Raw genomic sequence first — 25,353 nt, forward strand, 5'->3', positions numbered from 1 at the left:
GAAAGTGATAGAGCGTCGGGGAATATGCTGCATCAAGTGAGAGAGCGTTTCTGCTACCCGTGGAGTTCCCGGTAGGCGGCCGCGGCCGCCGGGTGAAGCGGCAGCCCGGCCGTGTTGATCAGTGATTCCGGGCTCAGGAACTGCACGCCCAGGCTGGAGCGTGGAATCAGTTCGTCGGCGTGCCCCACCAGCAATTCGACGGTCCGCTTCACGGTCCGCCCGTCCAGGTCGCTCCGGCACAGGAGAAGATTCGCCACGCCCACCGTCCAGACGGCAGGAATGCCCTCGTAGCTGCCGGCAGGGATCAGCACGCGGTCGTAGTAGGGGCCATACCGGCTCCGGACCGATGGAATCAGCGCCGAGAGGTCGAGGAAGACCAGCCCGGCTGCCCTGTTGCTGTCGGCAATCGCGGCCGTGGGCACACCTCCGGACCAGAACAGCGCGTCCACTGACCCGTCCCGCAGAGCCGCGAGGCCAGCGTTGAGCCCGAGGTTTAGCACGGTGACGGTCTGATCCGTGGCTGCAGGTGCCGCTCCAACAGCCGCGGAGCCCAGCCCTGCCGCCTCAATCAGGCGCGGGGTGGTCAGTGAAGTTCCCGAACCGGGCTCACCCACAGCGACTGTCCGTCCGGCCAGCCCGTCCAGATCCCTGATGCCACTGTCTTTCCGCACAACGCAGTGGACATAGTTCTCATAGACCCGTCCAAGGGCGGCAATGCCGGCATTCGCCGTGCTGTCCGCCCCGATCTTCTGGGCCGCAGCATCGGCCAGCGCGACGGCGAACGTGGCCTGCCCGGTCAGCAGCTGCCCCAGGTTGTCCAGGCTGCCCCCTGTTGTCAGTGCCGTCGCCTGGTCGGCCACACCATGACGCTGCAGGGACGACGCCAGCAACGTAGCGAACTCAAGATAAAACCCTCCAGGCTCACCCCCGGCCACGGTCACCGCACCTGGGCGGTTGTCGGGCGTACAGGCGCTCGCAGCCGGTAAGAACAGTCCTGCCAGGCCGGCAGCCAACCCGGCCTTGAGCGCGGTCCGCCGCGGGGGACGGCCTCCGGACGAGCTTCGGGACAGCGCAGTCATGCCGGGCCTTCCTCTCCCGGTTGGGCCACGGCACGCGGAAACTCGAGGCGCGCGATCAGGCCGTGCGGCGACCCTTCCGTCAGCAGCAGGCGGCCCCCGTTGGCTGCGGCGAGTCTGTCCACAATGGTCATGCCCAGGCCGTTGCCGCGGATTGCCTGGTGCTCCGGGGAGCGCCAGAACCGGGCGGTGGCAGCAGCCCGTCCTTCGGCGGAAAGCCCGGGGCCGGCGTCGGAAATTTCGACGGCGACCGCCTCCTTGCGGACGCGGACCGCCACCGTGATGCGGGCACCTGCCGCGTATTTGACGGCGTTGTTGATCAGCTCGCCCACCATCTGTGCCAGCTCGGCGGCATTGCAGGCGATGTGCATTGCAGGGTCCGGCGGGTCCGCCAGCAGGATGGATGACCCACTACGCCGTGCCGCAGGACCGGCACGTTCGGTTTCCTCCTGCAGGACCGGGTATGGATCAATGACGGCGGGGAGCCCGTGGGTGGGAGTCCCCGGCGGACCTCCGGCAGAGTCCTCGAAGGCCCGGTGCTCCGCCGCCGCCAGCCGCAGCACTCCGTCGAGGATCTCTTCCACACGTTCGAGCTCGGCGAGAACACCGTCCGCCGCCTTCCGTTCCCGGGCTGTCTGCAGTTCCAGCTGGAGCAAATCGATCCTCAACCGCAGGGCCCCGATAGGATTGCGCAACTGATGGGACGTGTCGGCTATCAGCTGGCGCTGGGAGTCGATGCTCTCGCTGACCGTCCGGGCCATCCTGGTGAAGGAACGGCTCAGTTCGCGCAGTTCCGGCGGGCCGGCCTCCGGAAGATTGCCGGTCCTGCCCGTTGCCTCGAGCTCCGTGACCGCCGAATTCAGGCGGTGCACAGGACGGAGCACCCATCCCGTCACACGGGCGGCACCGATGAGGAGCAACGCCGCGAGGGCGGCGGCGGCCACACCGACCAGGAGCCACCGATCCCGCAGTTTCTGCCGCGCCGCATCGGGGTTTACTTCCAGCACAGCCTCGCCAAGAACCTGGCTGGCGCTGCCGAACGACCGGGAGATCACCTCAGAACCCGTTCCGAACGGCTGCAGCGGAGCGAGCGTGGTGTCGCTGAGGTTGAGATTCGCCCTGGCTACGGCGTCCCGCACATCGGACCTGTCCTCGCTCAGGCCGCCCGAGCGCAGCGTGCCCGCCTGGAGGCGGATCAGGACCCCCTCCCCGTACAGTTCCGAGTATCTGTCCATCTCTATCTGCAGCTGCGTTGCATCTCCTCCGTCGGTCGCGGCGTCGAACGCCACCTGCGCGAGGCGGTTGAGTGAAGCGGCGCGGTTAATCTGGAGTTCCTGGGTGAGTTCCCGGCTGGCCGAGGTCAGGATTGCCGTGGACGCGAAGACGACGATGAGGACGGCCAGGACGCTCAGGACACCCAGGACACGCAGCTTCATGCAGGATCCGCCTCGACCCGGTAGCCCACGCCGCGGACGTTGATGATGAAGCCGGGGAGCTGGAGTTTCGCCCTCAGGCCTGTCAGGTGCACGTCAAGGGACCGGGAGGAGGCAAGGAACGCATCGCCCCACAGCGCGTCCAGGATCTGCTCCCGGGTGACCACGGACCCGGCGTGGCTGGCGAGGAGGGCGAGCAGGTCGAATTCGGTGGCGGTCAAGGGCAGGACTTTGGGGCCGATCGCGGCCACGCGCCGTTCGAGGTCCACTTCGACTTCACCGAGCACGATGTTCCGCTGCCTGTTGTCTTTGGCGCGGCCCGCCCGCCGGGTGACGGCCTCGATGCGGGCGAGCAGCTCTACCAGTTTCACCGGCTTGACGAGGTAGTCATCGGCGCCGGACCGCAGGCCAAGCACCACGCTGCGTTCGTCGTCGCGCGCTGTCAGGATCAGGATCGGGACGGTCGTGACCTGGCGAAGCTTCCGCAGGACGTCGAGGCCGTCCATGTCGGGAAGCCCCAGGTCGAGCAGGATGACCTCAAAGCGCCGGTGTTCCAGGAGTGCGTCGGCCCCGCGGGCAACCCGGAAGGCCGTGTGCCCGGCGGAAATGACTGCCGCGTCGAGGGCTGACGCCATGGCGTCGTCGTCCTCGACGATGAGCACATCCATTGCCTGTTCCTGTTCCGTTTGATCGGCGTTTTGTTCCCCATCCCGCCTTTGGAGATTACCCCGTCCGCCGGTTTTCCGCCTTGCGCCGGTCCCTGCGCCGGGCCCGCAACGGAAGACCGCGGAGCCGGGCGCCGGCCGGAAGCAAAACCTAAGGAAGTGTTAGGACTTCCCCTTTCGCGTTGGTTGTGCGGTGGATCACGAATAGCTTGGATGGGTCCCCGGCTTTCCGCGGACCGTCAATGTCGAGGAGGAACCATGGGCAACGTTGCCGTGGACAGCAAGGAAGTACGCCAGGGACCCGTGGCGGCCCCGGCCAGGAAGGTTCAGCGATGAGCACCCAGCAAACCGAAGTCCAGAGCGAGTCGGCCCAGACACGCCGGGCCGTGAGCAACATCCTCAAGGGATCAGCCGGCAACCTCGTGGAGTGGTACGACCTCTACGTCTACACCGTCTTTGCCGCCTACTTCCAGTCCCATTTCTTCAACTCCAAGGACGAGCTGCAGGCCGGCCTTGAAGCGATGGCAGTGTTCTCGACGTCGTTCCTGATGCGCCCCATCGGCGCCTGGTTCTTCGGCCGCTACGCCGACCGCAAGGGCCGCAAGGCCGCACTGACCCTCAGCGTGACACTGATGTCCGCAGGATCCTTCGCCATCGCGATCCTGCCCACTACCCAGCAGGTCGGAGTCTGGGCTTTGGTGCTGCTGATCCTCATCCGCTTGGTCCAGGGCTTCTCCGTCGGCGGCGAATACGGCACCAGCGCCACCTACATGTCCGAGGCAGCCACGTCCAAGCGCCGCGGCTTCTTCTCCAGCTTCCAGTACGTGACCCTGATCGGCGGCCAGATGATGGCACTGCTGGTCCTGGTCATCCTGCAGAACGTCATGCCCAAGGGCGACCTGACCGAGTGGGGCTGGCGCATCCCGTTCGCCATCGGCGGCGTTGCCGCGCTGGTAGTCCTGTGGCTCCGGCGCTCAATGGAAGAAACCGTCTCCGAAGAGCAGGTTGCGGCCGCCAGGACACCCGTCGCGGCCGGCGTCGCCCAGCCCGGCACCATGAGGCTGCTGTTCACGCAGTACTGGAAGCCCCTGCTGATCTGCATCGGCGTCACGCTCGGCGGCACAGTGGCGTTCTACACGTACACCAACTTCATCCTGAAGTTCATGAACGATACGTCCGGCATCGCCAAGACCGACACCTCGGTCATCAACTTCTGGGCGCTCTTCATCTTTATGCTGCTCCAGCCCGTCTACGGCATCATCTCGGACAAGGTAGGCCGCAAACCGCTGCTGCTGTGGTTCGGCATCACCGGCGTCCTCTTCACCTGGCCGCTGCTCTCCACCCTGTCCAACACCAAGGACCCGTTCACCGCGTTCCTGCTCATGATGGGCGGCCTGTTGATCGTGGGTGGCTACACGTCCATCAACGCCCTCGTGAAGGCTGAGCTGTTCCCCGCATCCATCCGCGCCCTCGGCGTCGGGCTGGGGTATGCCATTGCCAACTCGCTCTTCGGCGGCACGGTCCCGCTGCTGGGTGCCGCGTTCCAGAAGGCTGAGCGCGTGGACCTCTTCTTCACCTACGTCACGGTGGCCATCGCCATCTCCCTGGTGGTCTACATTTTCGCCCTGCGGAACAAGAAGGCCACGCACCTGGACCGCGAACAGGGCGACGCCTGGAACCGGCCCGCCAAGGACGACGACAAGGACAAGGACCTCGTGGACGCCTAGCGTCCAAGGCAACAGACTCAGGGAGTACGACGGCGGGTGCCCACCCGCCGTCGTACCCACCCAGGACGCTCTCGCAGATCCTGCAGGAAAAACCCGGACCCTCACTCACTCTCTTCAAGAAAGTGATAGAGCGTTCCGGGTTTTTCTGCAATAAGTGCGAGAGCGTCCTGGTGGGGGAGGGCCGCGGGTGGCGACCCGCGGAGCCTCGGCCTGCGAGACCAAAATGAGTGCAAAGCGTGACCGTACAGGCATCGTGCGCCGCCGCCGTCGCTGTTTCACTGGGAGCAGGCGGATTCCCGCCCAGGTGTGCCGGGGGAGGCAACAGGGATGTTTCGTTTTCAGCGGGCGATGGCGTTGGGTGCGGTGATGGGACTGGCGGCGTGTGCGGCCCCGGCGCCGCCTGAGCTGCTCACGGCCGACGGCGTCGAACGGACTGCGGCGGACCGCGCGGCCTTCCCTGACGGACTCGCGGCGTTCCGTGACTCCGCCCTGAGGCTGGGCGACGCCCTCCTGGCCGGCGAAGAGGGGAACGTCATCGCGTCGCCGGGAAGCCTGCTGATTGCCCTGGCCATGCTGCGTGCCGGTGCCTCGGGAGAGGCCGCCGCGGAGATGGATGCCGTGCTGGGACTTCCGGAGACGGACCGGGACGAGGCCATGAACGCGCTCCTGGCCTCCCTCGAAGAGTACGACGGCGACCCCGGCTCAGTGGACGAGGAGAACCCGCCTGCCAAACCGCTCGTGCATACTGCCAACGGGCTGTTTGTGGACAAGAACGTCCCCACCGGCCAGGGCTACCTTGATGCCCTGGCGAAGCACTACGGGACCGGCGTATATCCCGTGAACTTCCGTGACCAGGCAGTCACCAAGCCGGCGATCGATGCGTGGGTCAACAAAAATACCGGCGGCCGGATCGAGAAAGCGCCCGCACCCTATGACCCGGACAATACCTTCAGCCTGCTCAACAGCGTCTACTTTGCTGCCGCCTGGGAGGTGCCGTTCGACGCCAACGACACTTCGGATGCGCCGTTCACCACGGCAGAAGGCGGAACAGTTGATGTCCCTATGATGCACGGCCTGCAGGAAATGGCCTACGCGGAGGGTTCCGGCTGGCAGGCCGTGGACCTGCCTTACGGTGAGGGTTTCGTCATGCGGCTGGTGCTCCCGGCTGCCGATTCCGACGGCGGTGCTGGCGCCCTCAAAGCAAACCGGCTGGCGGAGGTGGCACGTGCCCTCGACGCTGCGGACCCTGAGGATGTTGAGCTGGCACTGCCCACCTGGGACCACAAGAGCCACTTTGACGTGCGGGCCATTCTTGAGCAGCTGGGGCTGGCGAAGACCTTGACCACCACCAGCGACTTTGACGCGATCCAGCCGGGACTGATGATCACCCAGGCCGCCCAGGACGCCAACATCACCGTGGCGGAGAAGGGGACGGTGGCCGCTGCCGTGACCCAGATCAACGGCATGGCTACCAGCGTCGGGCCGCAGCCGGCGCGGTCCATCAGCTTCGACCGGCCGTTCCACTACCAGATTGTGCATGTCGGGACGGGCCTGCCGCTGTTTATGGGGAAGGTCGCCGACCCGCGGTAGATGTGCCTCGGGACTAGCGCTCCTGCGCGGGCGTGACTCCTCTTGCCGCTCTCAGCGCCCGGTCCTGCGGCTATTGAGGCGGCGCAGCAAGGCACCGTAGCCTGCGAACAGGCGCGGCAACACGAGGTAGACCGCCACCGGGACCACAACGAGGGTCAGGACCAGCGCGCGGAGCACCGGGTGCCAGCCCTCGGTCAGGGGTGCCACCACCATCATGCCGGCGGCGACGAGCGGGAAGATGGCCAGCCACGTGATGACGGCACGGAGGTGGATGGACGGGGCAGGCGGCACCTGGACAGCAGCCGGGGCCGAAGCCCGAGCCTGGGAGGCTGACGCGGGAGCACTCGTTATGGGGTCGAGGGTGCTGTTCATGGCTAACTCCAACTGTTTAGTTGCTTTTGATAAAACGAGACTAATGCGGGCTCCGCAAAAGTGCAACTACTTAGTTGGAAACAGGTAGAATCGTGGCATGGCATGGAACACTGACCGCACCAAAGCCCTGCTGCTGACTGCCGCCACGGAGGAGTTCAGCGACAAGGGCCTTGCCGGTGCACGGGTGGACCGCATCGCCGCTGCCGCCGGCGTGAACAAGGAACGCATCTACCAGTACTTCGGCAAGAAGGACGACCTGTTCGACGCCGTATTGGCTGCTGAACTGGTGCGGGTGATGACGGACGTCCCCATTGAAGGCCACGGTGCCGCGGCCGTCGGGGAGTACGCGGGCAGGCTTTTCGACCGTCACACCAAAGACGGCTCCCTGGCCCGGCTCCTGTTCTGGGAAGGCCTGGAGCGCGGGCGGAACACTGTGGACCGGGCAACGCGGGCGGACCATTGCGCGGTAAAGGTGGGCCAGATGCTGGCGGTGCTGCCCGGCATCGACCGCACGGACGCCGCCGACCTGGTCCTGACCATCGTGACCCTCTGCGACGGCTGGACGGTGCTGCCCCAGATCGACGCACTCCTGGCGGGCTCCGCCCCTGACCGCCTGGACCGCCGTCGGGCCTTTATCGTCCGGACGGCCACGCTGGTGGCCGAGGACTTGCTGGAAGGGGCGCGGCGCGAGGATGCGCTGCTCGAAAACTCACAAAGCTAGCGCGGACCGCCCTGCCAGAGCGCGTCGAACGGGGCTCCGGAGGCCACCCGGTTGCGGATCCCCGCGGTGACAAAGTCCTTGGCCGCCCGGGCGGCTTCCAATGGCGTCGAGCCCTTGGCGAGTTCCGCGGTCACCGCCGCAGCGAGCGAGCAGCCGGCGCCCGACACCGCCACCTCGCCCACCTTGGGGGCGCTGAGGACTTCGAGCGTCTCCCCGTCGTAGTAAACGTCGACGGCGTCCGGGCCTTCCAGCCGCACCCCGCCCTTGGCCAGGACCGCGGCCCCGCTGAGCTCATGGATGCGGATGGCCGCGGCCTTCAGGGACTCGACGTCGGTGATCGCCAGGCCGGACAGCGACTCCGCCTCGAAGTGGTTGGGTGTGACGAACGTTGCCAGCGGCAGGATCTGCGCCTTCAGCGCCTGGTCCGTATCCAGGGCATGGCCCGGCTCCTGGCCTTTGCAGATCAGCACCGGGTCCAGCACCACATTGCGGAACCGTCCGTTTTTCAGTGCCGCCGCGACGGTGCCGATCGTCGCAGGGCTGCCCAGCATGCCGATCTTCACGGTGTCCAGGACGGGCCGCTCCAACACTGACGCTTCATCCGCAGGGACGCCCGACGCCGGACCGTAAGCCGCCGTCGTAGCCTCCAGCTGGTCCGCGATCACCTGCTGGTCAACCGGCACAAAGCGGTGGTTCCAGCTGTCGTTCGGGTCGAAGGAGACAATGCACGTCAGGTTGGCGATGCCAAACACACCCAGTTCCTGGAACGTCTTCAGGTCGGCCTGCGCGCCGGCACCGCCCGTTGCTTCGGAGCCCGCGATCGTCAGGACAACGGCGGGAGCGGCAGCGGGGGACTGGACATCAGCTGAAACGGGAGTCATGGCACTATCCTGCCATCCGTCGTCGGCCGCCCGCTTTGTGTTCCTGAACAGCGGAACTCACAGGGCAGGGGTCAGGTCCACAACACGTGGGAGAATTTGCGGTGACAGTGCTAATACAGCTGGCGTCCCGCGAACCAGCCCTTGAGGCGGCGGTGAGCCGAGCGAACCACTACGAACGGACACTCCCATGCCTTCCCCCTCAGGCCCTGACGCCTTGCCCCTGACCCATGCCGGAACGGCGCCGAAATTCGCCTCCATCGGTTCGCCCTACTTTGGCATCATGCTGGCGTTCATGGCCGTGCTGCTCATCCTGTCCAACATCGGCGCATCCAAGGGCGTGGCGATCGGCCCGATCATCACCGACGGTGGCTTCTTCCTCTTCCCGCTGGCGTACATCCTGGGCGACGTCATCAGCGAGGTCTACGGGTTCAAAGTGGCCCGCAAGGCCATTTTCACCACCTTCGCCCTGTCCGTCTTCGCCTCACTCTGCTACTGGGTGATCATCGCGCTGCCCGGCTTCGACGACGAGTTCGGCACGTCCAAACAGGCAGCCCTGGAAGGCGCACTGGGCCCGGTCCCGCAGATCGTCCTCGCCTCCCTGCTGGCATTCCTCGCCGGCCAGACCATCAACTCCTGGATCCTGGTGAAGATGAAGGCCCGCTCCGGCGAGAAGTCCCTGTGGGCGCGGCTGATGGGGTCCTCGGGCGCGGGCGAATTCGTGGACACGCTGATCTTCTGCAGCATCGCCGCGTCCGTCATCGGCATCACGGACTTTGGCACGTTCCTGAACTACGTGGTGGTGGGCTTTGTGTACAAAACGCTGGTGGAGTTCCTGTTTGTGCCGTTGACGTCCCTGGTGATCGGCTGGATCAAGAAGCGCGAACCGAGCTACGGCGCCGCAGCCGCAGCGGTGACCGGCGCCGCGTAGCTGCCACCCGGCGTCGTACGTCCCGCCGCTCGCCCGATTCGACGGTTCCCTGCCCACACGATGTTCGCAATCATCGAGCGTGCAGGGAACCGTCGAAACGGAGCCTGGCCCTATGCCGCAGATTGATTCCGGAGTGCCTGTAGGACACTCGTCTTGAACTCCTGTTCGCGGAAAAGGTGCTTCCACTCGACCCGGATGAATGTCCAGCCGAGGGCCATCAACGCCTTTTCGCGCTGGCGTTCGGCGAAGATGGCCTCATCAGTCGGCTGGAAGTCGAAGTACTTCACCCTGCCGTCGAACTCCAAAGCCACTTTCTTGTCCCGCCAGGCCAAGTCAAGCCGGTGCTGGCCTTCCGCGGACCAGACGACCACCTGAAGCTCAGGGGGCTCTATGCAGAGCCGATGGACCAGCTCGCGGGAGAGGGTCTCGCCGGGAGATTCGGATCGGGAATCGCTGTCCTCGAGGGCCCGACGAAGCGCCAGGACTCCGTTTCTTCCAGTCAATGCACTGCACATTGTCCGGAGCCTCTCCTTGTCTGCACCCTTCCGCAGGGCATGGTCCATCAGGACCAGCGACTGCCTGTAGTTCAGCATGAGGCAACAATCCACCACAGTCCGCTCCAACGAAGTGCAGGGCAGACCGTCTACGAAAGTGACGTCCTCCGCCTGCAAAGCGCGGGTGTGTGCCACGACGTCCTTGCCGTGGGAAATGCGCGAGGGACAGGTCTGCTGGGTGAGGTGAACCAGATCGTCCACGTCCCAGAGAAACAGCCCATGGAGCCGGGCACCCGAGGTGTGGCTGTAGACAAAGCCACCGCCCGACGTCGTCAGCGTTCCATGGGCATGGGCGGCGATCAGTTGCCTGCTGCGCACCCAAGGCTTCTGCCTCGCCCAGATACTGCCCCGGATGTAGCAGCCGCGCCTGAGCCGGACGAGGTCCTGGGAGCGGACCAAGGCAGCTACGCAGCGGGCATTCAGGCCGGCTTCCAAAAGCTCCTCTGTCCGCCACAGGTCCACTCCATCGGGAAGACTGCGGCACGATGCGTTCGACATACCTCCAGCCTCCGCCGACTGTCTGGCCGGGAAAATGCCGGGGCGTGGCTATGTGGACAACCACCGTTCGACGGTTCCCTGCGCCCTAGACGCTTCCAAACATCGTGTGCGCAGGGAACCGTCGAAACGGGCGGCTGGCAGTCCTTGGGCCGGCGGGGCGCCCGGAAAGGGGGCGGTCAGGAGTAGTACTGCGCCAGGGTCTCGGCCTTGAACTCGAAGAACCGGCCGGACTCAATGGCCAGCCGGGCGTCGTCCACCATCTTCACCACAAAGCGTTCGTTGTGGATGGAGATCAGCGTGGCCGAGAGCATCTCCTTGGCCTTGAACAGGTGGTGGATGTACGCGCGCGAGTAGTTGGCGCAGGCGTAGCAGTCACAGCCGTCCTGGAGCGGCCCGAAGTCGCGCTTGTACTTGGCGCCGGAGAGGTTGTACCGGCCGGTGGGGGTGTAGAACGCGGAGTTGCGGGCCACGCGGGTGGGGGAGACGCAGTCGAAGGTGTCCGCGCCGTTTTCGACGGCGGTGAAGATGTCGTCCGGCTCCGAGATGCCGAGCAAGTGCCTGGGCTTGTCCTCGGGCAGCTCCTCGTTGCACCAGCGCACGATGGTCCCGAGGTTCTCCTTCTCCAGCGCCCCGCCGATGCCGTAGCCGTCGAAGTCCATGGCGCCAAGGTCGCGGCAGGCCTTCCGGCGGAGGTCCTCGTACTGGGCACCCTGGATCACGCCGAACAGGGCCTGGTACGGCTTGCCCACCCGCTCGGCGGTCAGCCGGAAGTGCTCCTCGATACAGCGCAGGGCCCACAGCCTGGTCCGCTCCAGCGACTCCTCCTGGTAGCCGCGGGAGTTCTGGAGCGTGGTCAGCTCGTCGAAGGCGAACATGATGTCCGCGCCGATCCGGTGCTGGACCTGCATGGAAATTTCGGGGGAGAACCGGTGCCGGTCCCCGTTGAGGTGCGATTTGAACCAGACGCCGTCGTCGTCGATGTGGGCCAGGCGTTCCTTGCCGGGGGCGACGGCGTCGTCCGGCCCGGAGGTGTCCACCGATTTCATGTCGATGACCTTCTTGAACCCCGAACCCAGGCTCATCACCTGGAACCCGCCGGAGTCCGTGAACGTCGGGCCGGACCAGTTCATGAACGCGCCCAGCCCGCCGGCCTCGTCCAGGATGTCCGCGCCCGGCTGGAGATACAAATGGTAGGCGTTCGCCAGGAGCGCCTGCGCGCCGAGGTCCGCCATGGATTCGGGCAGCACCGACTTCACGGTGGCTTTGGTCCCGACGGCGATGAAGGCCGGCGTCCGGATCTCGCCGTGCGGGGTGGTGATGGTGCCCGTCCGGCCCAGGAATTCGCCGCCGTTGTCCACGACCTGGGCGGCCGACGGCGGGCAGCTGTCGGCGAGGCGGGTGCCAACCGTGAAGCCGAACTGTGACTGCTCGGCGGGCGTACCGGTGGCGGGAGCCGACAAGGGCAGGGCGGAGGCGGGGTTGGCTGGCACGGTACCAGTGTGCCAGCTGTCCGCCCCGATGCCTTAGTGCAGCGCCTCTGATGTGGGGTAGTTCTCAGCCCGCCAGCCGTCCCACAGCGCCCGGACGGACTCAAGCTTGGACGCCCCCAGATCGTACGTGGAGATGATCACCAGCGACCCGCCGTCGGGCCTGATCTCCTCGCTGACCGGCTGGTCGGCCACAATCAGCAGCCCGTCGCCGTGCTCCGCGTAGCCGTGGACCGTGAGTCCCACCTGGTGGTTGCTGCGGAACCAGACCCTCCCGGCGATTTCCTCACCGGTGCCAAGCGTCAGCTCGTAATTTTCACCGGGTTTGGGCACGTCGGAAAGGCCGAGCTTCTCGATGGCGGAGCCGGATTTCCCGGGGACCTGAAAGGTGGACGTATGCCGTTTGCCGTGCGGGTGCCGTTCCAGCGCGAAGCGGAGCTGCTGCAGGAAGGTCAGCCAGCCCTGGGTGATGTCCTCGTCCCAGGCAGCCCACTCGGAGTTGTGGTCCATCGCCGCCCGGGTCACGCTGACCAGGGTCCCCGTTGGCACGGGTTTCAGATCAAAGATGTCCCCGCCATCGGTGGTCAGGCTGGTGTGGTCCGCGGCCTCGGCGACATTGTCGCCAAAGTAGATTTTGTCGATCTCGTCGGCCAGCTCATCGGTGTCCCAGCCGTGCCACTGGGCTACCTTGGACGGTTCGCGCAGCATGGTCCAGACCTGCGGCGCATCGGCATTAATTACCACGCTCAGATTGTTCGTCATAGCCCGAATGTACAACTGACCGGCAGTGCCGGGTAGGGGGAATTTTCCCCCGCCCGCGGGGAGGGCGGCGTCAGGCGCGGACGGCCTCGAGCTCGTTGCTGATCCGGCGCTGCAGCTCGCCCGCGCCGATGGTCTCCGAGCCCCCGTGTGCCCGCAGGAACAGCAGGGATTCGAGCCGCAGCAGACGCCATTCGCGCTCGGCCTCGTGGTTGGAGTTGTCGATCGAGCGGAAAATCTCTTTGTCGTAGAGATTGGGTTCATTCAGGGAACGCTGGCGGACCTTGGCGTTCATCCGGGCCTTGAACGGATCCGTCTCCTGGCTCTCCGGCGTGCGCAGCAGCTTCTCGTACACCTCTGCGCGGTCCACCTGGCCCTCCTGCCGGCAGATGTAGCTGGACAGCGCCAGCGACGCCTCCACCGATCCCCATCGGCCGGGGTTCCCGTCGTAGGGCAGGACGTTCAGCAGGTCCGCCACGGCCAGCGAGCCTTCGGGGTCCTTGAGGGTGATGAACAGCTCGTGGGCGAGGTCGCTGAGGTCCTTCAGGCAGCTGCCGGATTTGACGTTGATTCCCTTGGCCAGCCTGTCGGCAAGCAGCATCACGCCCTCGGAGTCCGGGTGCGATTCGGCGGCGGCCTCGACCACGGCTTCCGGTGTTCCCTTGGGCGCGGGAATCAGCGCCAGTTCCTCCTCGGAGGGACCGCTCACCCCCGGCGGGATGGCGGGCAGGGGAGGTACGACGACGGCGGGAGCCTCCGCGGCCGCCTCCGCCACTTCTGCGGGGTTCCCGGCGACAGCAAGCTGGGCGACGGCGTCGGGCGCTGCGTCCAACACCTTGACCTTCGAGCCGGCGGCGATGCGCACGGTGCCGCCGCCGGAGAGGCTGGCGAGGACGACCGCGGGGGTGCCGAAATCGTCGGACTCGACCTCCACATGCTGGATTTCGGCAGTGCGTTCGCCGTCGGGCAACAGGAGTTCATCACCGGTGGTCAGGGATCCAGCCTGCTGTTCGCTGTAGTGCCGGGCGGCTGGGGTTTCGGTCATGGGAGTCCTTAAATTCTCTTGCGGTCCGCCCTACAGTCTACAAAGGCGGGCGCCGGAAGTTGGGGACGCCGGGATATCCGAGAGGGTCAGAAGCCCACGCCGGCGAACGCGAGTGCCTGGCGGATCAGGGCGCCGCGGCCCCCGCTGAATTCGAGCTGGACACCCGGGCTGAGCACTTCCTCGGGAGTCATCCAGGTCAGTTCCAAGGCGTCCTGGCGGGGCTCGCATTCGCCGGTCACCGGGATGACGTAGGCCAGCGACACGGCGTGTTGGCGGTCGTCGGTGAACCCGGTCTGGGACGGGGCGGGGAAGTATTCGGCCACGGTGAAGGGCACCGGGCTGATGGGCAGCTGCGGGAAGGCCAGCGGGCCGAGGTCCTTCTCCATGTGGCGCAGGAGCGCCGCGCGGATGGTTTCGCGGTAGATCACGCGGCCGGAGACCAGCGAGCGGATCATGGTGCCGTCTTCGTCGGCCTGCAGCAGGGTGCCCACTTCGTTCACGAATCCCAGGGGATCCAGCCTGACCGGAACTGCCTCCACGTAAACCATGGGGAGCCTCCCGCGGGCCTCAAAGAGGTCCTCTTCGGAGAGCCAGCCGGGATTGGGGTCAGGTGTGCGAACGTTCATGGTTAAGTTCTACCCCATTGGAGCGCCGCGGACCGGCGAGGAGTGAGCTCTCGGCGTAAAGCGTCGTCCGAAACGCCGAAACCCTCGCCCCTCGATTCAGCGCTTCGAGATCCAGATGGTAGCCGGCGCGGAGGCCGCTCCGCCCGCAGTGTCCTGTCCCGCATCCGGGTTGGCCACGTGCAGCGTCCGCCCGAACGCCTCCTCCGTCAGCCGGACCTGATGCCCCGCGTCGGTGAGCCGGCCGTGTAAGGCGGCGAGGTCGCCGTCGTACTCAAAGCCCAGGCCCGCCCGCGGCGTTCCCTCGGCAGGGCGGACCATCAGCACGCCGCCGTTCTTGGCAGCGAAGTCGGCGGTTTCGTCGTCATCCGGGAAGGGGCGGAAGCGGGCGCCGATATCGCGCAGGGTCTGGGCCGCGGCCCCCGGATCTTCCGTGAACCAGACCTCGACGACGGCGAGTCCCGGATCAGCGTCGGACGAGGTCGCCCAGGTGCCGTCGGCAGCGCGGGCAGCGGGATCGGCGAGGAAGCTGAAACCGTCGCGGCCCGTAATCCGGCACGAATCGCCGTGGTCCGCCTGGACGAGTTCGGCCGGCGCAGTGCCCGATTCCTCGCCGGCCAGGTTGGTGCGCCGGGCAAACTCGGCGAGGTCGCCCACCTCGACGCCGAAAGTGGTGGTGCCGTCCTCCGGGGAGCCCGGTGCTGCCTGGTGCAGGGCCAGCCGCCCCGAACCGGCGTCAAACTCGCGCCAGGAGCCGTGATCCGCTGTCTTGGCCATTCCCAGTCCGGTGAGCAGCCGCTCCCAGGAATCCAGCCGGGACGTGAAATGGACAGGGCGCGAACGCAGCATGTGATTCTCCTGGACGGAAGGAAACGGCGCAGATACGGCCATCATGCCATGACTTGCTTCGGGTGGCACCGGGGGCAGAATGGGTCCATGGCCATTGAACTGGAGGAACTGCTGGTGCCGGACTCTGCCGCGTGGCGGACCTGGCTGGAAGCGAACCACGCCGACAGCCCGGGCGTGTGGCTGGTGCTGCATAAGAAAGGCGGCAGCGTCACCGAACTGGACTACGAGGCAGCCCTCCTGGAGGCGCTGTGCTTCGGCTGGATCGACGGCCAGGCCAGGAAGCGCGACGCCGAAAGCTCCTTCCAGCGCATGACCCGCCGCGGTCCCAAAAGCCCCTGGTCGGAACGGAACGTGGAGCGGATTGCACGGTTGGAGGACGCCGGGAGAATGACCGCCGCCGGCCGTGCCGCGGTCGACAGTGCCAAGGCGGACGGCCGCTGGGATGCCGCCTATGCCGGGCAGGCGACCGCCGAAATGCCGGCGGACCTGGCCGCCGCCATCGCCGCCGTTCCGGCGGCGCAGGCCATGTTTGACGTGCTCACCAGGGTCAACCGCTTCGCCCTGATCTACCGCACGAACTCGGCCAAGCGGGTGGAAACCCGGGAGCGGCGCATCGCCGGATTCGTTGAGATGCTGGCCGCCGGTGAGACGCCCTATCCGCAGAAACAACGCCCGGCAGAAACGCCGTGACCTGTGCGGGCCGGCGGCCCGGATTCCGCAGCCGTTTTAGGGCGGCCCTGCAAAACCCTGTAGAATTGATGGTTCCGTAGCGCTGGTGCCGTCTCCCGACATGGGGGACGGCACTTGTGCGTTTACCGACCGATTGGCTCAACATGGTCCGCATGTTCCCCAAAATCAGCCCCCGCCTCAACCTGCGCCACCCGCTTCCGTGGGTGCTCGCTGCCGCCGTGGCTGCCCTCGCCCTGGTGGTTTCCGTCCTGGTGGTTTCCACTGCCAGGACCGGATCCGCTGCCACTGCCGACGGTGTCCTCGACGAGGTCTCGGCAGCCCAGGACACGGCACTCAAGGACCACGGCACGTACGCGTCCCTGTGGCTGAAGGGCAACGACCGGACCCTCCAGCAGCGGGCAGGGACCCTCCGGGCCGAGGGTGCCGAGGACGTCCGCGTCATCGAGTGCGGCGCCGGCTGGCTGGCAGGGACCAGGGTGGACGGGCAGGTCTTCCTGCGCAGCAGCGAGGCACGCGACGACGTCGAACAGGACCCCGCGAAGGTCCGGATGCCGGACTGCATCAGTACCGAAGCCCGTGACTCACTGCTGGCGGACCTGGGCGTGCAGCGGGAATGGCCCCAGCCTGATGCCGGGCGGCTGGCCGCGCCCGCAGAGGACCCCGGTTACCGGCCGGCCTACCACCTGACCCCCGGGCAGCGCTGGATGAACGATCCGCAGCGGCCGTTTTTCCTCGATGGCGTCTGGCATTACTACTACCTGTACAACGCGGACTACCCCGAGGGGAACGGCACCGAGTGGTTCCACGCCACCAGCACAGACCTCGTCCATTGGAAGGATGAGGGGGTGGCCATCGGGAAGTTCCGGAACGGCCTGGGCGACATCGAAACCGGTACGGCCGTGGTCGATACCGAAGGGACCGCGGGCTTCGGCAAGGGCGCCGTAATCGCCGTCCTCACCCAGCAGGACGACGGTGTCCAGCGCCAGTCGCTGTTCTACTCCACGGATCAGGGACACACGTTCACCAGCTACGAACAGAACCCGGTGATGGACAACCCGGGGGAGGAGCACTGGCGTGATCCCCGCATCCTCCGGGACGAGGAACACAACCAGTGGGTCATGCTGCTCGCCGAGGGCCACAAGATCGGTTTCTACACGTCCACCGACCTCAAGGGCTGGACGTACGCCTCCAGCTTTGAACGGGACGGGCTGGGCATCCTCGAATGCCCGGACTTCTTCCAGCTGGACGTCGACGGCGACCCCGCCAAGCGCACGTGGGTGCTGGCTTCAGGCGCCAACGGCTCCGCGGAAGGCCGGACCACGGGAACGGCGTACTGGACCGGATCCTGGGACGGCAAGGCCTTCGCCGCGGCGGATGAACAGCACCAGTGGCTCGACGCCGGCGCGGACTTCTACGCGGCCGTGACCTGGGACGATCCGCGGCTGACGGACGGGCAGCGCAAAGCCTCCCGGCATGCCATCGGCTGGATGAACAACTGGGCCTACGCCCGCCAGCTGCCCACCGAGGGCTGGTACGGCGCCGATTCGGTGGTGCGGGACATCCGGCTGCAGTCCGACGGCGGCCGGCCCACCCTGGTTTCGGCCCCGACGCCGGCCCTCCGTTCCCTGGAGGGACCGGCCCGGCAGGTGCCCGCGCAGGAACTGGCCGACGGCGGCGGCGAACCCCTTCCGGTTCCCGCGACCGGCTCCTTCAAACTCGACGTCGAACTTCAGAACAGCGGCGCCGACGCCGAGGCGCGGGTCCAGCTGCAAAACGGCGGAGGCACCTACGCCACCGTGGGCTACGACTTCCGGAACGGAACCGCGTTTGTGGTCCGGGACGGGGACGCGGCGTCCACGGGCCAGGGCGCGAAGAAGGCAGCTCCCAACAATGCACCGGCAGGCGGGAAGGCGCAGGAAAAGGTGGACGACGCCTACCGCCAGTCCCGCTCCGTGGCGAGTCCCGCCGTCGACGGGAAAGTGAAACTGACCATCTACGTTGACCGGTCCTCCGTGGAGGTTTTCGTCAACGGCGGGAAGCGCACCTTGACCTCGCTCGTGTTCCCGCAGGAGGGCCCGGCCGGCGCCAGGCTGGCCGGCGTGGGCGGTTCGGTTTCACTGACCGCAGCGACCGTCACGCCGCTGGCCGCCGCCAGGTGACGGGCACCCGATGACGGCCAGGTAGCGCCCTTCAATTCAGCGCAGCCCGCCCAGCGCCTGCGCCAGCACCACGGCCGACGCCGAGGACCACGCCTGCGGATGGCAGGAGGCCGGGTAGGGCACAGCCAGGCTTGATTCCGCAGCGGTGACGCCGGCAAAAAGCTCCGGCAGCCGGTACCCGAAAGCAGCCGACGCCGCCAGCAGGCCCTCGGCGAGGGCCTTGGCTTCGGCGGTGAAGCCTTCGGCCAGCAGGCCGCGGACCGCGATCGCAGTGTCGTGGCTCCAGACCGAACCGCAGTGGTAGCTGAACGGCCAGAACCCGGCCGCCCGGTGCGACAGGGTATGCAGTCCAAACCCGGAAAACAGCTCGGGGCTGAGCAGCCGTGCGGCCACGTGGCGGGCTTCGGTGGGACCGAGGATGCCGGTACCCAGCAGGTGGCCCATGTTGGAGCCTGGGATGTCCAGGGGCGTGCCCTGGCCGTCGAGGGCCATCGCCGGGTAGGGGCCCTGGGCGTCCTCCACCCAAAAGCGCTCACGGAACCGCTGTGCCAGGGCGGTGGCGAAGTCCCGCAGCTCACCGGCGCCCGGTTCACCCACGGCGTCCAGCAGTTCCGCCGTTGCCGTGGCCGCCTGGTGGGCGTAGCCCTGGACTTCGGCGAGGGCGATGGGGCCCTCCGCCAGCCGTCCGTCCCGGAACTGCATGGCGTCGCCGGAGTCTTTCCAGCCCTGGTTGCTCAGGCCGTGCCCGCTGACATCCTGGTACCGCAGGAGCCCGTCGCCGTCCGCCGGGCCGGCGGAGGCCAGAAGGCATTGTGCAGCCCGCTGCGCGGCGGGCAGCAGGGCACGGACGGCGTCGTCCGCCTTTCCCGTGCGCCACAGCTCGCCCAGCAGGCACAACCAGAGCGCGGTCGAGTCAACGGCACCGTAGTAGACCGGGGGCAGGCGCAGGCCTTCGCTTTCGAGGACCAGTTCCTTGGCCCGCAGCTCATGCAGGATCTTGCCGGGCTCCTCCGCGGAATCAGGCACGGTGGCCGACCCTTGGAACTCCGCGAGGGTGCGCAGCGTCCCGGTGGCGAGGCCGCTGTCCAGGGGCAGCAGGAACCGCGCGGCCCACAGGGAATCCCGGCCAAACAGCGTGAAATACCACGGGGCGCCGGCCGCCATGAAGGGCGCATCGGGCAGCCGCCGCGTTGCCATGCGCAGGCCGTCCAGTTCGTCGAGCGAGTTCTTCAGCAGCGTGCGCAGCGGCCCCGCCGGCAGGGCCATGGCGGGAACGGCCAGGTACGACGGCGCCGCGGCCACCACGGCGCTCTCCGTCTCGTCCAGCACGGCCTGCCACTCGGCGTCGAAGGGCCGTCCCCGGCCGGCGGTGCCGTGCCAGACGAGGCGGGTGACGTCACCGCGCGCATCGCCGGAAGACCCGTCCGCAGCGCCGGCCGCCGGGGCGGACGCCCCGCCGTTCCTCCCTGGCGCGGAAATGGCGAGCGTGCGGCCGTCGTTGTGCCAGCGCAGGGAGTGGTCGTCCGCCGGTTCCGGGGGCTGCGGCTTCGCGAACCGGCTGAGACGGATTGCCGCCATGTCGGTGAAATCGGCGGCCAGGTCCACGGCCAGTTCCAGGTCCAGCGAGTCCAGCGAGGTGCCCACCTTCAGCGAATGGCGGACCACCCCAGGGGTTACTGTCCAGGTCTGGAGGACCTCGACGGCGGGATCGGCCGTGTGTCCTTCGATGCCGCGGATGAGTCCCCGGACGCGGAGGACGCCGCCGGGAGCGGACTCAACGGTGACTTCCTCGGGACTGAAGCCGTTGACGGTCACGGTGGCCTGGCACAGCATGCGGGTGTCGCCGTGGAGGAGGCCGCTGAAGCCGCCGTCCTGCGCCAGCCGGCCGTTGGCGTTCAGCCAGAGCTGCGTGGGTGCGGCGACGGTGCAGTGCTGGCGGTGGAGGCCGGGCTGAACACTCATGCGCCCCACCTTACGCCCGGCGGACTCCCGCGCTGCGGACCCGTCCGGGGCCAGTCGCCGGGGCGGAAACCGGGTCGCCGGGCGAACACGGCCGCCCGGTGGGCTTTCAGTCGTCGAGCGGGAAGGCCACGGCCTCGCCCACCACGCGCAGGCAGAGCTCCATGCCCGGCCGTGCGATGGACGCGTTCCAGTGGCGGATGGTGATGACCTCGCCGCCGCCGGGGTAGCGGTGGTCTGCTCCGGAGGCCAGTTCGGGAGGAACGGCCAGCTTGAGGCGCACGGTGGTCTCGGGGCCGAAGTAGTCGGTGTCCACCACCACGCCGCGGATGGGGCCGTCCTCGGCGATGCGGATCTGTTCGGGCCGCAGCATCAGCTGGACGCGTCCCTGTGCTGGCGGCCTGCGGACCGGGATGCCGCCCAGGGAACACGTGGCCAGGGAGCCTTCCAGCCAGGCATCCAGGATGACGGCGTCGCCCAGGAACTCCGCGGTGGCACGGTCCGCCGGGCGGGTGTAGACCACAAAAGGGTTGCCGATCTGGGCCAGCTTGCCGCCGCGCATCACGGCGACCTGGTCTGCGAAGGACAGTGCTTCGGCCTGGTCGTGGGTCACCAGGATGGTGGTGACGCCCGCCTGGTTGAGGACCTTCGCCACCGCCCGCCGGGTGGCCACACGCAGTCCGGCGTCCAGGGCGGAGAACGGTTCGTCCAGCAGCATCAGCTCAGGCTCGCGGGCCAGGGCGCGGGCCAGGGCAACCCGCTGCTGCTGGCCGCCGGAGAGCTGGTGCGGCCGCCGCTTGGCCATGGCCGGATCCAGTGAGACCATCTCCAGCAGTTCGCTGATCCGGCCTGCCACCGCGCGGCGCCCGCCGTCGAGCTTCCCTGCGTCCAGGCCGAACGCAACGTTCTGGCCCACCGTCAGGTGGGGGAAGAGGGCGCCGTCCTGGGCCACGTACCCCACCTGGCGTTTATGCGCGGGCAGCCAGACGCCGTCGCCCGCCACCTTGGCGCCGTTCAGCGAGATGCTGCCTGTCGCAGGGTGTTCAAAGCCGGCGATGAGCCGGAGCAGGGTGGTCTTGCCGGACCCGGACGGGCCCACAATCGCGGTTGTTCCGCCCTTGGCGACGGACAGGTTCACGCCTTTGAGGACGGCCTGGGAGGCGAAATTCTTGGTGACGTCCGTGATCTGCAGGTGGCTGTTGGTGGTGGGCGCCACCGACGCCGCGATCCGCGGTTCCGGGAGCCGGGAAGGGGATTGTTCGGTCACTGTCCGGCCACTTTCTTGGACTGCTGGAAGAGGAGGTAGGTCATGGGGGCGGAGAGCAGGATCATCAGCAGGGCGTAGGGTGCCGCGCCCGCGTAGTCGATCTCGCTGCTCTTGCTCCAGAATTCGGTGGCGAGTGTCCGCGTGCCGTTGGGGGAGAGCAGCAGCGTGGCGGTCAGCTCGTTGGCGATGGCCAGGAACACCAGGGCGGCGCCGCCCGCCGCGGCGGGTGCCGTGAGCCGCAGCGTCACCCTGACAAACGACAAGAGCGGCGGTTTGCCCAGGGCTTGGGCGGCTTCGTCAAGTTCCTTGGGGGCCTGGGCCAGGCCGGCGCGCAGGTTAACCAGCGCCCGCGGCAGGAACAGCAGGACGTAGGCGGCCACCAGGACCCCGCTGGTCTGGTAGATGCCCGGGACCACCCGGATGCTGACGGTGACAAACGCCAGGCCCACCACGATCCCCGGGAGGGAACTGGTGACGTAGTTGGAGAGCTCCAGGGCCTTGCTGAACCAGCCGGGGTGCCGCACGGCCAGGTAGGCCATGGGGAACGCGACGGCGGTGGTGGCCAACGCTCCGGCAAGGCCGTACCCGAGGGTGGTCAGGAGTGCTGGCAGGAATTCGTCGGCCGCCCAGATTGCGGCTCCTCCGGCGGTGATCCAGCGCAGGACAAAGAACACCGGCAGCCCGAAGGCCAGGGCCGTCAGGACCAGCAGGGACAGCTGCGCCGGGACCTGGTACGCGTGCAGCGGCAGGCGCAGTGCCTTGGCTTGGGCTCCGGAGCCGATCCGGGCGTAGCGGGCCGTGCCGCGGCTTCGCACCTCCATGACCAGCAGGACCAGGCAGAAGAACACCAGGACGCTGGCGAGCATGTTCCCCGCCGTGCCGTTGAAGGTGGACTGGTACTGGACCATGATCGCGGTGGTGAAGGTGTCAAAGCGGATCATGGCGAAGGCGCCGTATTCGGCCAGGAGATGGAGGGACACCAGCAGCGCGCCGCCGGTCATGGCGATCCTGAGCTGGGGAAGGACCACCCGGAAGAACACCCGCCAGGCACCGAGCCCCAGCGCGGCGGCGGACTGTTCGATGGCCGGGTCCAGCCGGCTGAGCGTGGCTGCGGCGGGGATGTAGACCAGCGGGAAGTAGGACAGCGTGGCGATCAGCACGCCGGAGCCCAACCCCTCCAACGACGGAACGGCGGACACCCAGGCGTAGCTGTTCACAAACGCCGGGATGGCCAGGGGCGCTGCCAGCAGGACGGCCCAGATCTTGTGCCCGCGCAGTTTGGTGCGTTCCACCAGCCAGGCACCGCCCACCCCCAGGACAAGGCAGAGGGGCACCGTCACCAGCGTCAGCAGCACCGTGTTGAGCAGCAGTTCGCCCACCCGTGGCCGGAAGATCAGGCCGACGGCGGTGTCCCAGCCAGTGGCGGCCGTCATGTAGATGACGTACCCCAGCGGGACGAGCGAGAACAGGGCTATCAGCACCGCGAGGAAGGACACCGCGGAAACGCCGAAAGGCGGGCGGGGGCGCTTGCCCCGGCCCGCCGTCGTCGTGCTCCCCTTCGAAGGGGGAGCCGATAGATCAGTGGTCACGAAATTACAGGAGTCCTGCCTTGGTCATCAGCTCGGTGACCTTTGCGGAGTTCAGCTTGGCCGGATCCACGGTGGGAGCCTGCAGTTCCGCGATCGGAACCAGCTTGTCGTTGGCCGGAACGTCGGAGGCGATGGCGTACTCGAAGGACGTGCCCTTCTGCAGGACCTCCTGGCCCTTCTTGCCGGTGATGAACTTCAGGAACGACTGGGCAGCCGCAGCGTTCTTGGACGACTTCAGGACGCCGCCGCCGGAGACGGACACAAACGCGCCCGGATCCTGGTTCTTGAAGTAGTACGGGGTGACGTTCTTGGAGTTCTCACCGGTCTTGGCCTGGTCGCCGTAGTAGTAGTAGTGGTAGATCAGCGCGGCGTCGACTTCGCCGGCGTTGACTGCCTTCATGGCGGTGCTGTTGCCCTTGTAGGCCTTGAAGTTTTCCTTCATGCCCTTGAGCCATTCCTCAGTGGCGGCCTCGCCCTTGAGTTCCAGCAGTGCGGAGACGATGGCCTGGAAGTCGGCGCCGGACGGTGAAGCGGCCCACTTGCCCTTCCACTCCGGGTTGGCCAGGTCCAGCATGGACTTGGGCAGCTTGTCCTCGGTCAGCTTGGCCTTGTCATAGACCAGGACGGTGGAGCGGGCGGCGATGCCTGTCCACTTCCCGGTGGAGGGGCGGAATTCTTCCGGAACCTGCCCGATGGTGGCCTTGTCCACATCAGCAAACAGTCCGGCGTTTTCCACCTGCGCCATCGCGGGGGAGTTCTCAGTCAGGAAAACGTCAGCAGGCGAGGCGGCACCTTCCTGGACGATCTGGTTGGACAGCTCGGTGTCCGACCCCTGCCGCATCGTGACCTTGACCCCGGTCTCGGCCGTGAAGGCTTCGATCCATTCCTTGGTCAGGCTTTCGTGCTGCGCGTTGTAGACCGTGATCTCGCCGGCGGCGCTGCCGGCCGAGGAGGAACCGGTGGCTGCCGGGGTGGTGCTGCCGCCGCAGGCGGTCAGTCCGAGGGCTGCGGTGGCGGCGAGTGCGATGCCGGCCAGCGCGCTGTTGCGGATCTTCATTGAGGGCTGCTTTCTGGGGAAAAGTCTGCTGGACCGAGGGGTCCGCATGGGCCGGAATCGGGGGTGCCCACTCGAGAAACTGTAGGTTAGCCAAACCTAAGCGTCCAAGCCAAAAAGGGCTTAAGTGAGCAGGATCACATCAATTACGGAACTGTTGCATGACTTAATTCACCGGAGGCTGCTGACGGATGGCCGCGGCCGCTTCCAGCACCATCCATGCCTGCAGCTGGGTGGAGAGTTCGACGGCGGCGCCCGGCGGATACGTGCCGGCCGCCGGAGTTTCCGGCAGGGGTGAAAAGAGCAGTTTCCCCGCGTGCCGGGCCAGCGGTTCGGCGTCGGTGATGGGGCGGCGGCCGAGCCAGAAGGCGTCCGCGGTGTCGAGGACCAGCCGTGCTGCGGTGGCCCGGATCGCCCCGGGGAGGCGGGCGTCGGCCGCGGCGATTGCCAGGTAGCGGGCCAGGATCCCGGTGAAGAGTCCGCCGTCGCCCGTTCCGTCACAGCGCAGGACCAGCGTTCCGGGCGTGTCCGGGGAGGGGCGGGTCAGATGCTGTTGGACCGCCTCCACCACCGTGGCTGCTCGGGCCAGGTTTCCCTCACCGCCAAGCTCCATGAGGGCGCCAAGGACCGGGCCCTGGTTGTAGGTGTACACGGCGCTCTCCACCATGGCCTCGCCGGTGCTGCTGATCCGCACGCCGTCCAGGTAGAGGCCCTGGTTGTCGTCGAAGAGCCTGGCATCCAGCCAGTCCAGCAGGGCCTGGGCCTTGGCCGGGTTGCCGGTGCGGGCGTAGTACAGGGCTACGGGCGCGGTGGCGGGGGTGTTCTTGAAGTCCCGCTTTTTGCTCCAGAACGTGCCGCCGCCAAGGTCGTCCGTGGAGGCGGAATCAAACTGCAGCGTGAGGGTCTTGCGGATACGGGCGTTGCGTCGCCGGCCGGGCCTGCGCGTTTCCTCGGCCAGTTTCTCCAGCCGGAGCGTGGACAAGGCCAGCCACGCCATGTCGTCGTAGTAGTTGTTGACGAACGTGAGCAGGTTCCGCAGCCGGATGCCTGTCACCAGCCGCGAAGCCAGCCGTCCTGCACTGGGCCGGTCGGGTCCGTCAAAGCGGGCGGCGGGTGTGGCGCCGTTGCCCAGCTCACGGCGCCCGGTGTCCACCAGGCAGTCAACGTAGTGCGCCTGCCACCAGTAATGCCAGGGGCGGAAGAGGTTTTCCACCCGCGTTGACGGCCGCTGGATGGCCGCGATGTGGGTGCCGGGCAGGAAAAACAGCCGCTGCCCGAAGATGGCGGTGACTGAGCGTGCGGCCTCAGTTGCCCGGGCGGCGCGGTCGACCGGCCCGTCGGCGGGCGGAAGTTCGGCATCCGGCGGCATCATGCGCTCCAGCCTAGCCGGGACGCGGTCCCGCCCGGGAGGACGGCCGGATAGTGCG

The 25,353-nt window shown here is 67.4% G+C and carries 22 protein-coding genes; 6 read left to right on the plus strand and 16 right to left on the minus strand.

All coding sequences use genetic code 11. The features are described from left to right. Positions 1-53: 53 nt before the first annotated feature. The 3 genes from J2X42_RS17435 to J2X42_RS17445 are packed head-to-tail and all read right to left on the minus strand — an operon-like array spanning position 54 to position 3,177. The gene (locus J2X42_RS17435) at positions 54-1,079 is read right to left on the minus strand and encodes a TAXI family TRAP transporter solute-binding subunit (RefSeq protein WP_310167094.1); all 1,026 of its coding nucleotides are present in this window, start codon (positions 1,077-1,079) and stop codon (positions 54-56) included. After that, positions 1,076-2,512: a HAMP domain-containing sensor histidine kinase gene (locus J2X42_RS17440; protein WP_310167095.1), complete on the minus strand. Its 1,437-nt coding sequence runs from the start codon at positions 2,510-2,512 to the stop codon at positions 1,076-1,078. Before J2X42_RS17440 ends, J2X42_RS17435 begins: the two co-directional genes overlap by 4 nt. After that, entirely contained in the window at positions 2,509-3,177 is a 669-nt protein-coding gene (locus J2X42_RS17445) for a response regulator transcription factor (protein ID WP_310167096.1), read from the minus strand. The genes J2X42_RS17440 and J2X42_RS17445 overlap by 4 nt, the downstream gene beginning before the upstream one ends. A gap of 329 nt (positions 3,178-3,506) precedes the next feature. On the opposite strand from J2X42_RS17445, the gene J2X42_RS17450 reads away from it, so the two are divergent. Together J2X42_RS17450 and J2X42_RS17455 are read left to right on the plus strand one after the other, a co-directional pair. Then, on the plus strand, positions 3,507-4,901 hold the full coding sequence (locus J2X42_RS17450) for an MFS transporter (protein ID WP_310167097.1): 1,395 nt from the start codon (positions 3,507-3,509) through the stop codon (positions 4,899-4,901). Between the two features lie 327 nt (positions 4,902-5,228). Continuing rightward, positions 5,229-6,491, plus strand: coding sequence for a serpin family protein (locus J2X42_RS17455; RefSeq protein ID WP_310167098.1), 1,263 nt, complete (start codon positions 5,229-5,231; stop codon positions 6,489-6,491). A gap of 51 nt (positions 6,492-6,542) precedes the next feature. Here J2X42_RS17455 and J2X42_RS17460 read toward each other — a convergent pair whose 3' ends face one another. Further along, complete coding sequence (locus J2X42_RS17460; protein ID WP_310167099.1) at positions 6,543-6,863, minus strand: hypothetical protein; 321 nt, start codon at positions 6,861-6,863, stop codon at positions 6,543-6,545. 97 nt (positions 6,864-6,960) lie between these two features. On the opposite strand from J2X42_RS17460, the gene J2X42_RS17465 reads away from it, so the two are divergent. Further along, complete coding sequence (locus J2X42_RS17465) at positions 6,961-7,584, plus strand: TetR family transcriptional regulator (protein ID WP_310167100.1); 624 nt, start codon at positions 6,961-6,963, stop codon at positions 7,582-7,584. Here the strand turns inward: J2X42_RS17465 and J2X42_RS17470 are convergent. Continuing rightward, the gene (locus J2X42_RS17470; protein WP_310167102.1) at positions 7,581-8,465 is read right to left on the minus strand and encodes a hydroxymethylpyrimidine/phosphomethylpyrimidine kinase; all 885 of its coding nucleotides are present in this window, start codon (positions 8,463-8,465) and stop codon (positions 7,581-7,583) included. The genes J2X42_RS17465 and J2X42_RS17470 overlap by 4 nt on opposite strands. Before the next feature lie 187 nt (positions 8,466-8,652). On the opposite strand from J2X42_RS17470, the gene J2X42_RS17475 reads away from it, so the two are divergent. Continuing rightward, positions 8,653-9,393 (plus strand): queuosine precursor transporter, encoded by a 741-nt coding sequence (locus tag J2X42_RS17475; protein WP_310167103.1) that lies wholly within the window; start codon positions 8,653-8,655, stop codon positions 9,391-9,393. 110 nt (positions 9,394-9,503) lie between these two features. Here the strand turns inward: J2X42_RS17475 and J2X42_RS17480 are convergent, their stop codons facing one another. The 6 genes from J2X42_RS17480 to J2X42_RS17505 form a co-directional block, all read right to left on the minus strand. Continuing rightward, positions 9,504-10,445: a hypothetical protein gene (locus J2X42_RS17480; RefSeq protein ID WP_310167104.1), complete on the minus strand. Its 942-nt coding sequence runs from the start codon at positions 10,443-10,445 to the stop codon at positions 9,504-9,506. A gap of 176 nt (positions 10,446-10,621) precedes the next feature. After that, positions 10,622-11,935: a tRNA guanosine(34) transglycosylase Tgt gene (gene tgt / locus J2X42_RS17485; protein WP_310167105.1), complete on the minus strand. Its 1,314-nt coding sequence runs from the start codon at positions 11,933-11,935 to the stop codon at positions 10,622-10,624. A 33-nt stretch (positions 11,936-11,968) separates the two neighbouring features. After that, entirely contained in the window at positions 11,969-12,694 is a 726-nt protein-coding gene (locus J2X42_RS17490; protein ID WP_310167106.1) for an SRPBCC domain-containing protein, read from the minus strand. Positions 12,695-12,764: 70 nt separating this feature from the next. After that, complete coding sequence (locus J2X42_RS17495) at positions 12,765-13,736, minus strand: DUF6707 family protein (protein ID WP_310167107.1); 972 nt, start codon at positions 13,734-13,736, stop codon at positions 12,765-12,767. A gap of 86 nt (positions 13,737-13,822) precedes the next feature. After that, complete coding sequence (locus J2X42_RS17500; protein WP_131133519.1) at positions 13,823-14,362, minus strand: NUDIX hydrolase family protein; 540 nt, start codon at positions 14,360-14,362, stop codon at positions 13,823-13,825. Between the two features lie 96 nt (positions 14,363-14,458). Continuing rightward, positions 14,459-15,208: a VOC family protein gene (locus J2X42_RS17505; RefSeq protein WP_310167108.1), complete on the minus strand. Its 750-nt coding sequence runs from the start codon at positions 15,206-15,208 to the stop codon at positions 14,459-14,461. Between the two features lie 87 nt (positions 15,209-15,295). Here J2X42_RS17505 and J2X42_RS17510 point away from each other — a divergent pair, with 87 nt between their 5' ends. Continuing rightward, positions 15,296-15,898: a YdeI/OmpD-associated family protein gene (locus J2X42_RS17510; protein ID WP_310167109.1), complete on the plus strand. Its 603-nt coding sequence runs from the start codon at positions 15,296-15,298 to the stop codon at positions 15,896-15,898. 152 nt (positions 15,899-16,050) lie between these two features. Then, positions 16,051-18,057: a glycoside hydrolase family 32 protein gene (locus J2X42_RS17515; protein ID WP_310167110.1), complete on the plus strand. Its 2,007-nt coding sequence runs from the start codon at positions 16,051-16,053 to the stop codon at positions 18,055-18,057. A gap of 36 nt (positions 18,058-18,093) precedes the next feature. Here the strand turns inward: J2X42_RS17515 and J2X42_RS17520 are convergent, their stop codons facing one another. The 5 genes from J2X42_RS17520 to J2X42_RS17540 all read right to left on the minus strand — a co-directional run bounded on the left by J2X42_RS17520 (position 18,094) and on the right by J2X42_RS17540 (position 25,298). After that, positions 18,094-20,019, minus strand: a complete 1,926-nt coding sequence (locus J2X42_RS17520; protein WP_310167111.1) for a glycogen debranching N-terminal domain-containing protein — start codon at positions 20,017-20,019, stop codon at positions 18,094-18,096. A gap of 106 nt (positions 20,020-20,125) precedes the next feature. Then, entirely contained in the window at positions 20,126-21,283 is a 1,158-nt protein-coding gene (locus tag J2X42_RS17525) for an ABC transporter ATP-binding protein (protein ID WP_207307752.1), read from the minus strand. After that, on the minus strand, positions 21,280-22,872 hold the full coding sequence (locus tag J2X42_RS17530; RefSeq protein ID WP_310167112.1) for an iron ABC transporter permease: 1,593 nt from the start codon (positions 22,870-22,872) through the stop codon (positions 21,280-21,282). Before J2X42_RS17530 ends, J2X42_RS17525 begins: the two co-directional genes overlap by 4 nt. Positions 22,873-22,876: 4 nt before the next feature. Beyond that, positions 22,877-23,929, minus strand: coding sequence for an iron ABC transporter substrate-binding protein (locus J2X42_RS17535; protein WP_310167113.1), 1,053 nt, complete (start codon positions 23,927-23,929; stop codon positions 22,877-22,879). A gap of 163 nt (positions 23,930-24,092) precedes the next feature. Then, the gene (locus tag J2X42_RS17540; RefSeq protein WP_310167114.1) at positions 24,093-25,298 is read right to left on the minus strand and encodes a glycoside hydrolase family 76 protein; all 1,206 of its coding nucleotides are present in this window, start codon (positions 25,296-25,298) and stop codon (positions 24,093-24,095) included. Positions 25,299-25,353 lie beyond the last annotated feature (55 nt).

It is taken from the genome of Arthrobacter sp. BE255, assembly GCF_031457335.1.
GTDB lineage: Bacteria > Actinomycetota > Actinomycetes > Actinomycetales > Micrococcaceae > Arthrobacter.

Bases quoted from the DNA above. Each gene is read 5' to 3' on its own strand.
- J2X42_RS17435 (WP_310167094.1), bottom strand. From the start codon at position 1,079: ATGACTGCGCTGTCCCGAAGCTCGTCCGGAGGCCGTCCCCCGCGGCGG.
- J2X42_RS17440 (WP_310167095.1), bottom strand. From the start codon at position 2,512: ATGAAGCTGCGTGTCCTGGGTGTCCTGAGCGTCCTGGCCGTCCTCATC.
- J2X42_RS17445 (WP_310167096.1), bottom strand. From the start codon at position 3,177: ATGGATGTGCTCATCGTCGAGGACGACGACGCCATGGCGTCAGCCCTC.
- J2X42_RS17450 (WP_310167097.1), top strand. From the start codon at position 3,507: ATGAGCACCCAGCAAACCGAAGTCCAGAGCGAGTCGGCCCAGACACGC.
- J2X42_RS17455 (WP_310167098.1), top strand. From the start codon at position 5,229: ATGTTTCGTTTTCAGCGGGCGATGGCGTTGGGTGCGGTGATGGGACTG.
- J2X42_RS17460 (WP_310167099.1), bottom strand. From the start codon at position 6,863: ATGAACAGCACCCTCGACCCCATAACGAGTGCTCCCGCGTCAGCCTCC.
- J2X42_RS17465 (WP_310167100.1), top strand. From the start codon at position 6,961: ATGGCATGGAACACTGACCGCACCAAAGCCCTGCTGCTGACTGCCGCC.
- J2X42_RS17470 (WP_310167102.1), bottom strand. From the start codon at position 8,465: ATGACTCCCGTTTCAGCTGATGTCCAGTCCCCCGCTGCCGCTCCCGCC.
- J2X42_RS17475 (WP_310167103.1), top strand. From the start codon at position 8,653: ATGCCTTCCCCCTCAGGCCCTGACGCCTTGCCCCTGACCCATGCCGGA.
- J2X42_RS17480 (WP_310167104.1), bottom strand. From the start codon at position 10,445: ATGTCGAACGCATCGTGCCGCAGTCTTCCCGATGGAGTGGACCTGTGG.
- J2X42_RS17490 (WP_310167106.1), bottom strand. From the start codon at position 12,694: ATGACGAACAATCTGAGCGTGGTAATTAATGCCGATGCGCCGCAGGTC.
- J2X42_RS17495 (WP_310167107.1), bottom strand. From the start codon at position 13,736: ATGACCGAAACCCCAGCCGCCCGGCACTACAGCGAACAGCAGGCTGGA.
- J2X42_RS17500 (WP_131133519.1), bottom strand. From the start codon at position 14,362: ATGAACGTTCGCACACCTGACCCCAATCCCGGCTGGCTCTCCGAAGAG.
- J2X42_RS17505 (WP_310167108.1), bottom strand. From the start codon at position 15,208: ATGCTGCGTTCGCGCCCTGTCCATTTCACGTCCCGGCTGGATTCCTGG.
- J2X42_RS17510 (WP_310167109.1), top strand. From the start codon at position 15,296: ATGGCCATTGAACTGGAGGAACTGCTGGTGCCGGACTCTGCCGCGTGG.
- J2X42_RS17515 (WP_310167110.1), top strand. From the start codon at position 16,051: ATGTTCCCCAAAATCAGCCCCCGCCTCAACCTGCGCCACCCGCTTCCG.
- J2X42_RS17520 (WP_310167111.1), bottom strand. From the start codon at position 20,019: ATGAGTGTTCAGCCCGGCCTCCACCGCCAGCACTGCACCGTCGCCGCA.
- J2X42_RS17535 (WP_310167113.1), bottom strand. From the start codon at position 23,929: ATGAAGATCCGCAACAGCGCGCTGGCCGGCATCGCACTCGCCGCCACC.
- J2X42_RS17540 (WP_310167114.1), bottom strand. From the start codon at position 25,298: ATGATGCCGCCGGATGCCGAACTTCCGCCCGCCGACGGGCCGGTCGAC.